Below are 14,571 nucleotides of genomic sequence, written 5' to 3'. Positions count from 1 at the left end.
ATTAGGAGGTATGAGTAAAATGAGTGAAACGATGAATAAAGGATTGGAAACATTATTTGGGAAATTACAGGATTTTTTAACTTCAAGAACAATTATTGGGAAAGAAATTCAAGTAGGTGATATGACCTTGATTCCCATTATTGAAATAACTTTTGGAATGGGGACGGGATCACGGAGTGGGGTTGATGAGAAAAAACCACAGAATTCAAGCGAGGGAATCGGTATCGGAGCGAAAGCAAAACCCTCGGCGGTGATAGTCATTAAAGAAGGCCAGATTCAACTATTTTCCTTAAGTAAGCCAGGGGTAATAGATCAGCTGATTGAAAAGTTCCCAGAGATTATGGAAAAATTGCCTAAGATAGGGGATTGGAAGAAAAAAACCGAGAAATAATAGAAAAAAATTTAAGGATAAATGACGTATTTTATCATTCAAAACTCGTTTCTTTTAAAAATTTCTAATTTCTCCCTATATTAATTTATGTAACTCGTATATTTCTCTCTCAATTGAGAACTATTTTATAAATACCGAAGGTCATTTTCATGCCCATTTAAATTCTCATTTTTTTATTATTTATAGCTGTTTTCCTAAAGAAAATGGCTTGGTTGCCGATAATAAACCATTATGGATTCACTAAAAGCAGCATGGAACAAGCATAAACGTATATTAATGATTACTGCAATAATAACATTCGCTGTCCTTATTCTCTTTATTCCTTATTCTACTGGTATTCCGGAAAGGGGAATTCTAGGTACATTTTTAATTTTTTTATTCACTATGATGTGGGGATTAAAGGGAGGGATTATTGGTGCTGTTTATTCAATTATCAATCTAGGATATTATATAGCCAACAGTCCTCATCAAATTGATAATTCCTTCCTGGTTTTGGGAACCGTCCTCTATCTTTTTATTGGTATAGCCTTAGGAAGATTATTAGATGTTGTTCGTGGACAAAAAGCCGATGTTTCCAACCTGCTTAAATCTCTTGAACAGAAGGAAACCAATTATCATAACCTATTTGATACTATCGTTGATGGTTTGTTTGTTTTTGACATTAACGATATCTACGGGCAGGTACATATCATTGATGTCAACACAGTCGCTTGCAGGTTGTTAGGGTATGAAAAAGAGGAGATACTGAGACTTACTTGTTTTGATTTAATTGATAAGAATTATTCGAAAAAAATGAAATATATTTTTGGCAAGCTTTTTCATGCCGATCAAGAGCTTCTGTTCGAAACTGTATTTATCACCAAACAGGGTCAAAAAATTGCCACTGAATGTCACTGCAATTCGATTAGAAAAAATGGGAAAGTATATGGAAATTGTGTTGTGCGGGATATAACCGAGCGAAAAAAAGTCGAAGAAAAAATTAGGTATTTAACTTTCCATGATTCACTTACCGGGATTTATAACCGAGCCTACTTTGAGAACGAATTGGAAAAATACGATAATTTAAGGTATTTACCGATTAGCGTTATTATGGGAGATATGAATGGGCTTAAATTAGTGAACGATGCTTTTGGCCATGATGAAGGTGATAGGCTATTAAAAATTGCTGCCAATAGTTTAAAAGAGTCCTGTAGGCAAGCGGATACCGTTGCCCGTTATGGGGGAGATGAATTTGTCATTCTTCTTCCGAATACAACCACCCAGGAAGCGGAAGGTATTATTGAAAGGATTAGTAATAAAATCAGTCAAACTCAATTTGGACCAATCCCACCCAGCATTGCTTTAGGGTGTGAGACAAAAACCTTCATTCAACAAGACATCCATTTAATTCTCAAACATGCTGAAGATAATATGTATCAACAGAAATTAATGAGCGAGCAAAGCAATCGGTCGGCGGTCATATCGACCCTGGAGAGAACCTTAATCGAAGTAAGCGAAGAAACTGAATTGCACGCCCTGAGATTACAAACCTTGTGTGACCAGATGTGTGTGAAGTTAGATCTCTCGAGCTCACTGCGAAACGAACTGCGATTACTGGCGGTTCTCCATGATATCGGGAAAGTTGCTATCCCTCAAACCATTTTAACCAAAGCCGAAGAACTCACCCTGGATGAGTGGAAGTTAATAAAACAACACACAGAAATAGGATATCGAATCGCCCAGTCATCTCCTGATCTGGCCATAATTTCTGAAGGGATTCTCTCCCACCATGAAAGATGGGATGGGACCGGCTATCCCCGGGGTTTAAAAGGAGAAGATATCCCGTTATCTGCTCGGATTCTTTCCATCGCTGATGCTTATGACGTCATGATTTCGGGACGGGCTTACAAGCCAAAAATGAGTAAAGAAGAAGCCATGGAAGAAATCAAAAAGGGAGCTGGAACCCAGTTTGATCCGGAACTTGCCAAGGTCTTTATTGAGATCGTGAGTAATGAAACGTAGCTGTTGTTTCACAAAGAGAACAATAGAAAGATTTAGTCTTTGCCAGGGAGTGATTTGAAAGATCGCTTCCGAGGTAACTACCCCAAATAACCCGGGCTGATGACCCGGGTTATTTTTTTTAATTATTACAGAATAATTAGATCTTGAAGGAAACAAATCAAAAATTGGTAACAATTATGTTTTTTTAGTTACTTAGTAATAGTAATGAAAATATATATCATTAGAACAATTTTTAGTGAATGAATTATTGATAAATGGGATACCCTCGGTTTCTTTTGGTTTTTATTAATAGGTTCATCTCCTACAGAGATTTTCAAAAGAATAATTTCAGGGTGTCAATATCACAGAATAATGACAAAAAATCAATTTAATTGTTGACAAAATTTTTTTAACGTTGTAGTATTATCTGTGTTACTCAATTAGTCAATTACACAATATAACAAATTGAACTCATTGGAGGAAAATATGAAAATATCAAAAGCGATTATCTATGATATTAACTTGGGAAAAGATTTTCATAGTCAATGGAATCCAATCATTATTAAAATTGAAACCGATGAAGGAATATATGGTTTAGGTGAGGTTGGTTTAGCCTATGGTAATGCCTCAAAAGCCGCTTTTGGTATTCTAAGGGATTTTTCTTCAGCATATCTTATTGGGTTTGATCCAAACCAAATTGAACTAATGTGGGATAAGCTTTTTAGAAGAACATTTTGGGGACAAGGTGGTGGTCCTGTAATTTTTGGAGGGATAAGCGCTATAGACGAAGCTCTTTGGGATATAAAAGGGAAAATGTTGGGTGTTCCCGTTTATGAGTTGTTGGGAGGAAAGGTGAGAGACAAGATCAGAGTCTATGCAAATGATTGGTATAGTGGTTTAGTGCATCCTGAAGAATATGCAGAAGCAGCTTCAAAAGTAAAAGCAGATGGTTTCAATGCTCTTAAATTTGATCCATTTGCAACTAGTGAAAGTAAAGAATGGGATTATCCACCAAGGAATATTGATTCACAAAGAGCTAAACTTGCAGTTGAGCGTGTAAAAGCAGTTCGTAATGCAGTTGGTGATGATGTTGATATTTTAATTGAAGTACATGGTAATTTAGGAACTACAGCCGCAATCCAGATTGGTAAGCAATTAGAAGAGTTCAAACCTTTCTTTTATGAAGAACCGGTTGACGCTTTAAATATTGATTGTATGAAAAAGGTATCGGAAAACGTTAACATTCCGATTGCTGCAGGAGAGCGACTATACACCAGATATGGATTTAGACAATATATAGAAAAACAAGCTGTTGATATTCTCCAACCGGATATTAACTTAGCCGGTGGTCTAAGTGAAGCAAAAAAAATTGCATCGTATGCTGAAACCTATAATCTCCATGTCCAACCACATAACTGTGGAAGTCCAGTTGCCACCGCGGTCTCTGTTAATTTTGATGCGTGTACAACAAATTTCATCATACAAGAATGGTTTCCATACTGGCACAGAAAAGATGACCGATTAAATATCGTAAAAGAATCTTTTGAACCTTGCGCTAAAGATAGCTACTTTTCGATTCCCAATAAGCCTGGTTTAGGAGTAGAACTAAATGATTCATTTGTTCAAAAATTTGATTGTGTAGAGATATCTTGATGGATCGGTTAATTGGAAATAAATTAGAAAAACAAAATAATGTAGTTGATTTTGACCTTTCTGATGTTGTCATAAACAAGAAAAAAGTTTACGAAGAAATAGCTGATCAAATTAGAGAACGAATCATTAATGGTCAATTTAAACCAGGGGATAAATTACCATCAGAAAGACTTTTAGCAAAGAATTTTGGAGTAAGCGTTCCAACAATTCGACAGGCTCTAGGGACACTGAGCGCCACTGGTTACATTAAGATTATACATGGAAGTGGTACCTTTGTTACAAGTTATCAAACAAGTCCATTTTTGGACTTGTTTGATAAAAAATATTAGCATGGAAGATTTATCTAGTCCAGAAATACTATTTCAACTTACTGAAATTAGGAAAATTTTTGAGAGCCAAGTAGTAAGTTTAAGTGCAGTAAGACGTACTGATGAAGATCTAGAGTCTTTAAATGATATTCTTACGAAAGAAAAATGTGCAGTTAAGAATTTAGATATCGATGCCTGTGGTCAACTTGACGTTATGTTCCACATTGCCTTAGCCCGCGCTTCAAAAAATGTGATTGCCGAAAAATTCATTAATTCCTTATTCAATCTACTTTTACACTTAATAAAGATGACTAGAAAAATTCCCGAATATCTAAGAGATTCAATTTATTTTCATGAAAATTTATACAATTCAGTTTTAGCAAAAGACTCAAAGATGGCTAAGAAATATATGGAGGAACATCTTAACTTACAAGAGAAAGCATTGTATGAGCTCTATGAGATGAATTTAAAGGAAGAAAAAGAGAATTAGGAGGGATTAGTTACTTGCAAATAACTGATATAAAAATTCATATTATTAAAATACCATTGGATAAAGTAATCCATTTTGCATGGATGCCAGGAAAAAATATTAAAGAATATGGTTTTACTCTTATTGAAATTAATACTGATGAAGGAATAACGGGTTATGGCACTTCGAACCTGGTTGGTGATAATCAGGTTGCAACTTCAATAAAAGCCTTATATAAAGAGTTTTTAATGGGTAAAAACCCTTTTTTTGTGGAAAGTTACTTGAGGCCTTTTTCTTTAATGAAACCATTTGGTGCTCCACCTTGGGCTTTATCGCAAGCTTTGTGGGATATTATTGGTAAAGCCGCTAACCAACCACTTTATAAACTATGGGGTGCAGAAAGGGATAAAGTTCTTGCTTATGCAGCACCCGCGGAACCAAGGACTCCAGAGCAAACGAAGGAGGTGATGAATCGGTATCAGAGCGATGGTTTCAAAGCAGTAAAACTACGACTGCATGGTATGAAAATTAGCGAGGATATTGATTTAGTTCAAAGTGCTAAAAAAGTAGTTGAAAACAAGATGGATATCCTTGTAGACGCAAACCAAGCTTTAAAGTTCCCAACTCCTCTTCCTCATCCTCATTGGGATTATAAAAGAGCATTAGAAACAGCGCAAGAATTGGAAAAACTCAAGGTGTTTTATTTAGAAGAGCCTCTTCCTATGTATGATTTTGATAATTTAGCAAAGTTGAATGGCGAAATAGACATGTATATTGCTGGTGGAGAATGTAATATGGGCTTGCATGAATTTAAGATTTTACTGGAAAAGAATTGCTATGATGTTATACAACCTGATGCAAGTTTATCTGAAGATTTATTTCAAATTAAAAATATTGCCGCACTAACGATGGCTCATGGAAAACTCTTTATGCCTCACACTTGGGGCAGTGGCTTAAACCTATTTAGTAACTTACAAGTAGCCTTGACCGTTCCTGATGAATATTCACCATACTTTGAATATCCCTACGATTATGAATCCTGGAAAGTAGAGTTAACTCAAAAAATGATTTTAAATCCAATTGTTCCTGATAAAGATGGTTTTATTCATGCTCCAAGCCAACCAGGTTTAGGTTTTGAATTAGATCAAAAAGCAATTAAAAAATATACATTAGAAAATTATTAATAATTAAAAAAAGGAGGTAAAAATAATGAGTTATTTAAAAAGTAAAAGGGGAATATTTTTAAAAATAGCTTTTGTTACTTTGATCATAAGTTTATTTAGTTTTGCAGCGTTCGGAGAAAAAGCTTGGGAAACTATTAATTGGAATGGACCTGTCTCTATGGCAGAAAGAATATCAGGTGATAAATACATTCTGCCTGAAGGCTGGGAAAATGCAATTAAAGGAGTAGATGAGCTAGTTTATTACAATTCTGGAGGCTTAGCGGGTGATATTGCAACTGCAATGAATATTAAATTGTTTGAAGAATTGACAGGTTTAAAAGTTAAAGCTGTACCTGTTCCTTCAGAGCTTGAACACGCAAAATCTTTAGCAACACTTTTAGCGCAAGACGGAAGTGTTCCGTTATTGTTGGTAGGGAGTCCAGTTCGTGAGTTGAGTACGTTTGCTCGAGAAGAATGGTTAACTCCTATTGACTTTTTGTATCCCCAAGATGTACAAGATCTTTTTACTCCTGCATTAAAGGACCTTCATTTCAGAAACGGTCATTGGTGGGCTTCTCAAGAAACTGCATTGGGTATGGGAGTTGTGTTTTATCGGCCTTCTTGGTTGGAAAAAAGTGGTATAGCTGTACCGGATAATTGGCAAGATATTTATACCGCTGCCAAAAAATGTAGGACGTGGGCAAAACAGGAATTAGGAGAGTCATACTATGGAATGGTTTTCTCAGGAATTCTTGAAAATTGGATAGATTCTTTCCAAGGAACTCTTTACAGCCAAGGTGGAAGCTGGTATTTGGGTAATGAACCAAATATGCTCAGCGAGGAATGGAAAAATGCATTTTCTTATTGGGCAAATTTCATACTTGAAGATATAGCTAGCCAAGAAGTCCTTAACTATAATTTTATTGATAGAGGAAGAGTATTTGGTATTGGCCAAGCAGCTTTCGGTGCTGGTATTATGACTTCATATACCATGAAGTATATGACCGAATTCCCGGAAGTATTTGATGATTGGGCAATTATGGCTCCACCAAAATGGGCACCAGGCGATCCAGAAGAAGGTAGAGTTGGATGGCTAAATGGTAATTCTGGTGTTATTAATAAGTATGCTCCAGATAATCACCAGGCAGCAGCAATGTTATTTTTAGATTTCTTGAGAAGTAAAGAAGCACAAACAAATGAATTAATTGTTGAAGGAAACGAGGCTTATATGTTATCGCTTTATGATGACCCAACTCTACCAAGTAAAGTCAACTGGAATTTAGCTGACTCAGTAGCTGAAGAGATTGGTAATCCTCATCCTGCTCATATCGAAGAAATACCCTATTTGAATATTCGTGCAACATTGATGAAATATGGTAAAACTGAGCAATTACTTCCTGGGTTCCCACAATTGGGTACCGAAGTAAAATCACAATTTGCACAAGTTGTGACCGGGCAAACAACAATTGATGATGCAATTCAAGCTATTCAAGATTATGCAGAACAGCTTCCACGTTAAATAAATAATAAAAAATGGCTAAACGGCTTTTAAAAATCAAGAGCCGTTTAGCCAAAACAGAATTAACAGAGGAGGTATTGTTCTGTGATATCTAATAAAAAATTTGGAATATATTGTAGTTTACCCGGATTGTTGATCATCGTTGCGCTAATATTATATCCTGTAATATATAACTTATACATTAGCCTGCTTCGTTATGATTTTATTACCCCGATTACATATAACGGCATAGCTAACTATAAATGGGCATTAAATTCAAAAGATTTTTATAATAGTTGGAAAATATCTACATTATATAGTCTTGGATCTGCAGGTTTTACTTTGTTGTTTAGTTTAATGGTTGCACATTCTTTACGTGGTATTCGAAGAGCAAAATCAATTTTTAGGACTTTATCTATTCTTCCTTGGGCTGCACCTTTGATAGTATCAGGCTTTATGTGGAGATGGATTTTTAGTAAAGAAACAGGCATTTTAAATTACTTACTAATTCTGTTTGGATTAACTAATGAAAATATTGGTTTTCTTGTAAATCCGGCGCTTGCAATGTTTTGTGGGATAATGACCACTACTTGGTCCTATATACCTTTTATGACTGTTTTATTGTTAGCCGGATTAGAAAGTATATCTGATGAATTATATGAAGCAGCAAAGATTGATGGTGCAGATGCTATCCAAAGATTTTGGTATATTTCTTTGTCTCTAAATAAACAAAATATAGTGATTGCTCTACTGATAATTTGGATGTACACATTTCGAACCCCTGATGTATTTGTATCACTAACCGGTGGTGGTCCTGGAAAAGCAACCTATCATGCAGGTCAACTACTCTGGGACTATGTTTATCGATTTTTAAATTTTGGAAGAGCAGGTGCCATTAGTATTTTGCTAACAATTACTATAATAATACCTTCATATTTTGTATTGTCGTACTTTCTTAGGAAGGGGTCGAACATATAATGTACGGTAATGAAAAATTTGGAATAAGAAGAGTGATTAATGGGATTCTAGAATATAGAAACACGCCTTATATTGTACTTATCGCAATTTTTGTTTTTTTATTGTTTCCTTTTTATTGGTCTTTTATTACCTCAATTAAAACAACACAAGAAATTTATTCATGGCCTCCAACATTATTCCCGGTAGATCCAAGTCTTTCTGGTTATGAATTTTCTCTTTTAACTGCACCCGTTCCAACCTATATTTTAAATTCCGTGATTTATTCTCTATCAGCGTCTATTATAGTTACCTTATCGGCAACCGTTACTATTTATGGATTGACTCAATTTCCATTTCGAGGTAGTAGGAAAATCCTTTTTTCTTTTTTTGCAACACGACTAATACCACCGCAGGCTTTATGGCTCCCCTTTGTTATCATGTATTCAAAGATCGGGCTTATAAATACCCGACCTGGAGTTGTTATATTTATCGTTGCAATAATATATCCACTTTGTGTGTGGATGTTAAAAAGTTTATTTGAAGCATTTCCAAAAGAATTAATTGACGCTGCTTCTATTGATGGTTGTAGCAGGATGAAGATATTGTATAAAATAGCCGTACCAATTCTAGCCCCAGGGATTTCTGCTATTGCGATTATATCTTTTCTTTGGGCATGGGCTGAATTTATGTTTCCTTTCATTATTTTAAATGACCAATCTTTACATCCAATTACTGTTGGTGTTTACTTTTTTATTGGTGAAGAAGGAATTCTTTGGAATGCTCTTTCTGCTACGCAGATATTAGCAATAACACCTGGCTTAATATTCTTTATTATTGCACAAAAGCATATTATTAAGGGCTTATCGGCGGGTGCGGTAAAAGGATAGATTATCTTTCTCACTTTTTTTGGTTCTATTAAATTTTGCTGTTTTTTTATTTTAGGTTCTTCTCCCAAATACTTAATAAAAAAGTCAAATAAAAATGGACACCGCTTGCTTTTCTGGATACAGTATTTGCATCACCAAAAATAGTCTAGAGGAGGCAAAGCGATGTCCCAGATACGGCTTAATCCATTCTTTGATTTTTGTCGAGTCAAGGTAATGAAACAGTCCTTTGATCAAGAAAAACAAATGGTCACTATGACAATTCACCCAGATGAACGCTATGACCCAGTCTGTCACCACTGTCAGCACAAAGTGAAAAGTATTCATTCCTATCACGAACGAAAGGGGAGAGATTTTAGTTTTCCCAATTCAATAATATTATTTTTTCTCTCATCTCTAAAAAAGAAATTCTCATGACTGGTTTTTACAATCAGGGTCCTTTTTGTTGTAACTTTATATCAATCTTTTATTCCTATAATGTATGAGGATCTTTTTTTTCTCAATTTTAATCTTCCGTCAAATCGCTGATCGCCTGACTTGCCAGATACCCGATATTTGCCAGCTTATTGATGATAACTTTCTCATACTCGCTCTCCGCTCCTTTTTCCAAAGCTTTCTCAATCCAGTACACGTTGGCCTGGATCCGGGGAAGGTAAGATTCTAAAATTTTTTTTACCATGAATGATGCCCTCCTTTCAGGGAAAAAACCGTACCCTATTGTGAAACCATCTCTAATTAAAAAATGAGTCAAAAAACTCAAGAAGCATGGGCTTTTATCATTAAAACGTACGGTTTTGAACCCTGCGGGCTCCCGGCACCACCTAAACCGTACGCTTGAAGTGTGTTTATGTAGACTTTAAGCTCTTTTTCGCGATTCGCTTCAATCCTGCTGATGATAATTTTTGCCGTGTTTTTCCTGACCGATGAATCTTCATCGTCCAAATCTTCTCTCAATGAAGCCAATTGCTCCCGTATTTCGTCTTCACCGTACGCGAGCTTTTCCTTGGTCCGCTGAATACTTTCGATTTCCTTGATGATAGATTGCTTTTGTAATTCTAATTCTTCCATCCGTTCTTTAAGTTCCCTTGAATACATGCCATCCTCGATGGCCATCCGGATATTCCCGATTTTTTTCTCAACCTGAAGGAGTTCCTTGTCGTATTGCTTGATCGATACAGTATGATTTTCATTGAAGGATTGAAGGAAGTTCTGCAAAGATTTGATATACGCTTTGCTCAAGAGGGTGGTTTTCACCGATTCCATGACGATTTCTTCAACTTTATCCTGGCGAAGATAATATTTGTGACTCTTGTAATTATAATATTTGGTTTTTATTTGTGTTTTATTTTTTTACTTGGGCTGGAGCGGAGAAGCTGAAGAAAGCGATCGAACTCATCATTCAAAAAATGGATGAAGCGGGGTGGGATGATGTACCACCGCCTGAAGCTTAAGCCGCTGCACGAGTGGCGTATCAAGAGAAAATCGGCGTTCAGAAAGCGATGTTAGAGAAAGCGAAGGAATTGGAAGCCAGATTTTACCAGGGCAATGAACTTATAGAATCGGAGGTAAAAGAAAAATGAAGACAACCCGTAGTCTTGCGTTCTGGTTAATATTTGTACCAGCAATAATTTTGATTCTGTTATATCGATTCAAAATGATCAAGTTCTAACGCTTGACTCTCGTTGCAATCCTCCTTCATCCTCGGTGGAGACTGGCTCCCTCTGCCGAGGGTGGCTTCATAAATACTATACAACCCCCGGTGTAAAAACCGGGGGATTTTTTTATTTCTCCTCAATCATTTCCTTCGTGAGATCGCTTACGGCCTGCGCTGATAAATAGCCTGCATTGGCAAACCGGTGAATGACCTTTATGGAATTAATATCCTGGGGGGATGTAATTTTTCAATGGTTCTTTCAATCCAATAAAGATCAGCCTGAATTCGGGCGATATAGTTTTGAATGTGTGTGAGTTCGGGCATGAAGTTTACCTCCTATGAACATCATAGAATGGTTTTTCAGTTTTGTGGAAAATTCATAAGAATTTTGATGATTAAAATAGGCAGAGGTCGGTATGGAAATTTACTTATCCATTTTGAGTATTTTCGAATAGAAGGATTAGAACTTCATTTTGAGAAATATTTTGATTTTTCTAAAGAAATCAGTCTATTTGACGATAAATCACTATTATGGAGATTTTTTTTGCAAAATTCCGCAAGAATAAAAGATTAATGGTAATTATTGCAGTTATATCCTACGCCGTTTTAATCCCCTTTTTATCCAGCTATGTTGGCATTCCTGAAAGAGGGATTATGGGAACCCTCTTGATTTTTTTGTTCACAATGATATGGGGGTTAAAGGGAGGAGTAGTGGCGGCAGCTTATTCGATAATAACCCTGGGATATTTTATAGCAAAAAGCCCTCGACAAATTGATTCTTCTTTTATGATCATGGGAACCTTCCTTTATCTTTTTATCGGTATTTCTTTAGGAAGATTGCTTGACGTGGTTCGGAGTCAAAAAACAAACCTGGCAAAAATGCTTGATTCCCTTGAACGGAAAGGAATAAAGTACCACCAGCTATTTGATACCATCGTGGATGGTTTATTCGTTTTTGAGATAACCGATATCTATGGTTACGTCAAGATTTTAAACACCAACACCATTGTGGGGAAGATGCTAGGGTATGAAAAAGAAGAGTTTCTCACGCTGACCTGTGACCAATTAATCAGCCCAGATTATGCCAAAAAGATGCGGTATTTTTTGAGTAAGCTGTACCAGACCGAAAGTGAACAATTATTCGAGATGGTATTTATAACAAAGCAGGGTCAGCGGGTGGTTACTGAATGTCACTGTAATTCCATAAAGAGAGATGGGAAAGTATATGGAAATTGTGTTGTGCGGGATATAACCGAGCGAAAAAAAGTCGAAGAAAAAATTAGGTATTTAACTTTCCATGATTCACTTACCGGGATTTATAACCGAGCCTACTTTGAGAACGAATTGGAAAAATACGATAATTTAAGGTATTTACCGATTAGCGTTATTATGGGAGATATGAATGGGCTTAAATTAGTGAACGATGCTTTTGGCCATGATGAAGGTGATAGGCTATTAAAAATTGCTGCCAATAGTTTAAAAGAGTCCTGTAGGCAAGCGGATACCGTTGCCCGTTATGGGGGAGATGAATTTGTCATTCTTCTTCCGAATACAACCACCCAGGAAGCGGAAGGTATTATTGAAAGGATTAGTAATAAAATCAGTCAAACTCAATTTGGACCAATCCCACCCAGCATTGCTTTAGGGTGTGAGACAAAAACCTTCATTCAACAAGACATCCATTTAATTCTCAAACATGCTGAAGATAATATGTATCAACAGAAATTAATGAGCGAGCAAAGCAATCGGTCGGCGGTCATATCGACCCTGGAGAGAACCTTAATCGAAGTAAGCGAAGAAACTGAATTGCACGCCCTGAGATTACAAACCTTGTGTGACCAGATGTGTGAAAAGATGAATTTACCAGGATCGTTAAAAAGTGAGCTTCGTTTATTGGCCGTGCTTCATGATATTGGGAAAGTGGTGATACCTCAATCAATATTAACTAAAGCGTCAGAACTTTCTTTGGACGAATGGAGATTGATAAAACAACATCCGGAAGTCGGATATAGAATTGCCCAATCATCCCCAGACCTGGCCTTTATTGCCAAAGGTATTCTCACTCATCATGAAAGATGGGATGGGACCGGATATCCTCGAGGGTTAAAGGGAGAGGACATACCCTTGTCATCCCGGATTCTTTCAATTGTAGATGCGTATGACGTCATGATATCTGGTCGTGCTTATAAACAAAAAATGAGCAATGAGGAAGCTATTGAAGAAATTAAAAGGGCATCCGGAACCCAGTTTGATCCAACATTAGCGAATATTTTTATTGAAATCATAATCAACGAAAAGGTATGAAGATATACAGCAAGAATAAAAAATCAATATCTTTTTTTTAAACCAACTACGTGGTAAAATACCCGACAGTTATATAAGGGTGCCAGATTATTCAAGCGGTTTGACGTCCGTTTTTTTGATTCAGGTTATATATAGGTATTCTTTTTGTGCTTGGCACCAAGAATACAATAGGGTAAACGGTAGTATGATGATAAAATCACCAGAACGATTTCTGCATTTGATATTCTAATCGTACTTCCGCATTTAATCTGAACCTAATCTCATAAAACAGGAGGAAAATAATATGGCAGTGAGTTTTAAAGAATTAGGGTTAGTGAATAGTCGAGAAATGTTTGGGAAGGCGATGAAGGGCGGTTATGCCGTACCAGCTTACAATTTTAATAACATGGAACAATTGCAAGCGATCATCAATGCCTGTGTAGAATGTAATTCACCGGTAATTCTTCAAATATCAAAAGGAGCCCGTCAATATGCCAATCAGACCTTGCTCAGGTATATGGTACCTGGGGCAGTGGCGATGGCACGCGAAGCAGGAAGCAATATTCCCATTGCTCTCAATCTTGACCACGGTGATTCTTACGAACTGGCGAAAAGTTGTGTTGATTTTGGATTTTCCAATGTCATGATTGACGGTTCTTCTCTTCCCTATGATGAAAATGTTGACTTAACCAAAAAAGTCGTTGAATATGCCCATGCTCACAATGTAACAGTTGAAGGAGAGTTGGGAGTCCTGGCTGGTATTGAGGAACATGTATCATCAGAAGTGACTCATTATACTCGACCTGAGGAAGTTGAAGACTTCGTTACCAAAACCGGTGTCGACAGTTTGGCGATATCGATTGGAACGTCTCATGGAGCTTATAAATTTAAAGTGAAACCTGGTGAATCTGTTCCTCCTCTGCGTTTTGACATCCTCGAAGAAGTAGAACGACGACTCCCCGGTTTTCCCATCGTTCTTCATGGAGCTTCTTCGGTGTTGCCGAAATATGTTGATATCATTAACCAGTTCGGTGGACAATTAGAAAATACCGCTGGAGTACCGGAAGAACAAATTAAAAAAGCAGTTAAGTCGGCAGTTTGTAAAGTAAATATCGATTCAGATGGTCGTTTGGTTATGACAGCCATGATTAGAAAGTATATGAGTGAACATCCCAAAGAATTTGATCCACGCAAATATTTGGGTCCAGCCCGTGATGAGCTTACCAAAATGTATATTGCCAAGTGTGAACTTTTAGGGAGCGACGGAAAAGCTTAATCTAAATCAATCTTTTTTCAAATTTTAAAAAGGCATACCTAAAATAGGAAGCAGT

At 36.5% G+C, this 14,571-nt stretch carries 14 protein-coding genes; 12 read left to right on the top strand and 2 right to left on the bottom strand.

Annotated elements, in window-relative coordinates:
* Positions 1 to 10 precede the first annotated feature (10 nt).
* The 10 genes from RT761_RS00070 (at position 11) to RT761_RS00025 (ending at position 9,720) form a co-directional block, all read left to right on the top strand.
* Positions 11 to 391 carry a GerW family sporulation protein gene (locus tag RT761_RS00070; RefSeq protein WP_218112063.1) on the top strand — a complete coding sequence of 127 codons (381 nt, stop codon included), beginning with the start codon at positions 11 to 13 and terminating at the stop codon, positions 389 to 391.
* A 231-nt stretch (positions 392 to 622) separates the two neighbouring features.
* Positions 623 to 2,392, top strand: coding sequence for a sensor domain-containing diguanylate cyclase/phosphohydrolase (locus RT761_RS00065; protein WP_218112062.1), 1,770 nt, complete (start codon positions 623 to 625; stop codon positions 2,390 to 2,392).
* A 465-nt stretch (positions 2,393 to 2,857) separates the two neighbouring features.
* Positions 2,858 to 4,024 carry a mandelate racemase/muconate lactonizing enzyme family protein gene (locus tag RT761_RS00060; protein WP_218112061.1) on the top strand — a complete coding sequence of 389 codons (1,167 nt, stop codon included), beginning with the start codon at positions 2,858 to 2,860 and terminating at the stop codon, positions 4,022 to 4,024.
* Positions 4,024 to 4,353, top strand: coding sequence for a FadR/GntR family transcriptional regulator (locus RT761_RS00055; RefSeq protein WP_218112060.1), 330 nt, complete (start codon positions 4,024 to 4,026; stop codon positions 4,351 to 4,353). Before RT761_RS00060 ends, RT761_RS00055 begins: the two co-directional genes overlap by 1 nt.
* A complete protein-coding gene (locus tag RT761_RS00050; RefSeq protein WP_218112059.1) occupies positions 4,298 to 4,822 on the top strand; it encodes a FadR/GntR family transcriptional regulator in 525 nt (174 codons plus the stop codon). Before RT761_RS00055 ends, RT761_RS00050 begins: the two co-directional genes overlap by 56 nt.
* Before the next feature lie 14 nt (positions 4,823 to 4,836).
* Positions 4,837 to 5,985, top strand: a complete 1,149-nt coding sequence (locus RT761_RS00045; RefSeq protein ID WP_218112058.1) for a mandelate racemase/muconate lactonizing enzyme family protein — start codon at positions 4,837 to 4,839, stop codon at positions 5,983 to 5,985.
* A 25-nt stretch (positions 5,986 to 6,010) separates the two neighbouring features.
* Positions 6,011 to 7,483 (top strand): ABC transporter substrate-binding protein, encoded by a 1,473-nt coding sequence (locus RT761_RS00040; protein ID WP_218112057.1) that lies wholly within the window; start codon positions 6,011 to 6,013, stop codon positions 7,481 to 7,483.
* An 84-nt stretch (positions 7,484 to 7,567) separates the two neighbouring features.
* On the top strand, positions 7,568 to 8,440 hold the full coding sequence (locus RT761_RS00035) for a carbohydrate ABC transporter permease (protein WP_218112056.1): 873 nt from the start codon (positions 7,568 to 7,570) through the stop codon (positions 8,438 to 8,440).
* Positions 8,440 to 9,306, top strand: coding sequence for a carbohydrate ABC transporter permease (locus RT761_RS00030; RefSeq protein ID WP_218112055.1), 867 nt, complete (start codon positions 8,440 to 8,442; stop codon positions 9,304 to 9,306). Before RT761_RS00035 ends, RT761_RS00030 begins: the two co-directional genes overlap by 1 nt.
* A 162-nt stretch (positions 9,307 to 9,468) precedes the next feature.
* A complete protein-coding gene (locus RT761_RS00025) occupies positions 9,469 to 9,720 on the top strand; it encodes a hypothetical protein (RefSeq protein ID WP_218112054.1) in 252 nt (83 codons plus the stop codon).
* Positions 9,721 to 9,808: 88 nt separating this feature from the next.
* On the opposite strand, the gene RT761_RS00020 is transcribed toward RT761_RS00025, so the two are convergent.
* Both RT761_RS00020 and RT761_RS00015 read right to left on the bottom strand, forming a co-directional pair.
* Positions 9,809 to 9,982, bottom strand: coding sequence for a hypothetical protein (locus RT761_RS00020; RefSeq protein WP_218112053.1), 174 nt, complete (start codon positions 9,980 to 9,982; stop codon positions 9,809 to 9,811).
* A 77-nt stretch (positions 9,983 to 10,059) separates the two neighbouring features.
* Entirely contained in the window at positions 10,060 to 10,566 is a 507-nt protein-coding gene (locus RT761_RS00015) for a hypothetical protein (protein WP_218112052.1), read from the bottom strand.
* 964 nt (positions 10,567 to 11,530) lie between these two features.
* On the opposite strand from RT761_RS00015, the gene RT761_RS00010 reads away from it, so the two are divergent.
* Together RT761_RS00010 and RT761_RS00005 are read left to right on the top strand one after the other, a co-directional pair.
* A complete protein-coding gene (locus RT761_RS00010) occupies positions 11,531 to 13,261 on the top strand; it encodes a sensor domain-containing diguanylate cyclase/phosphohydrolase (RefSeq protein WP_218112051.1) in 1,731 nt (576 codons plus the stop codon).
* A gap of 283 nt (positions 13,262 to 13,544) precedes the next feature.
* On the top strand, positions 13,545 to 14,516 hold the full coding sequence (locus tag RT761_RS00005; RefSeq protein WP_218112050.1) for a class II fructose-bisphosphate aldolase: 972 nt from the start codon (positions 13,545 to 13,547) through the stop codon (positions 14,514 to 14,516).
* Positions 14,517 to 14,571: the final 55 nt, after the last annotated feature.

The sequence above is a fragment of the Atribacter laminatus genome (genome assembly GCF_015775515.1).
GTDB classification, from domain to species: Bacteria; Atribacterota; Atribacteria; order Atribacterales; family Atribacteraceae; genus Atribacter; species Atribacter laminatus.
This window is presented reverse-complemented; position numbering and strand designations above follow the sequence as displayed.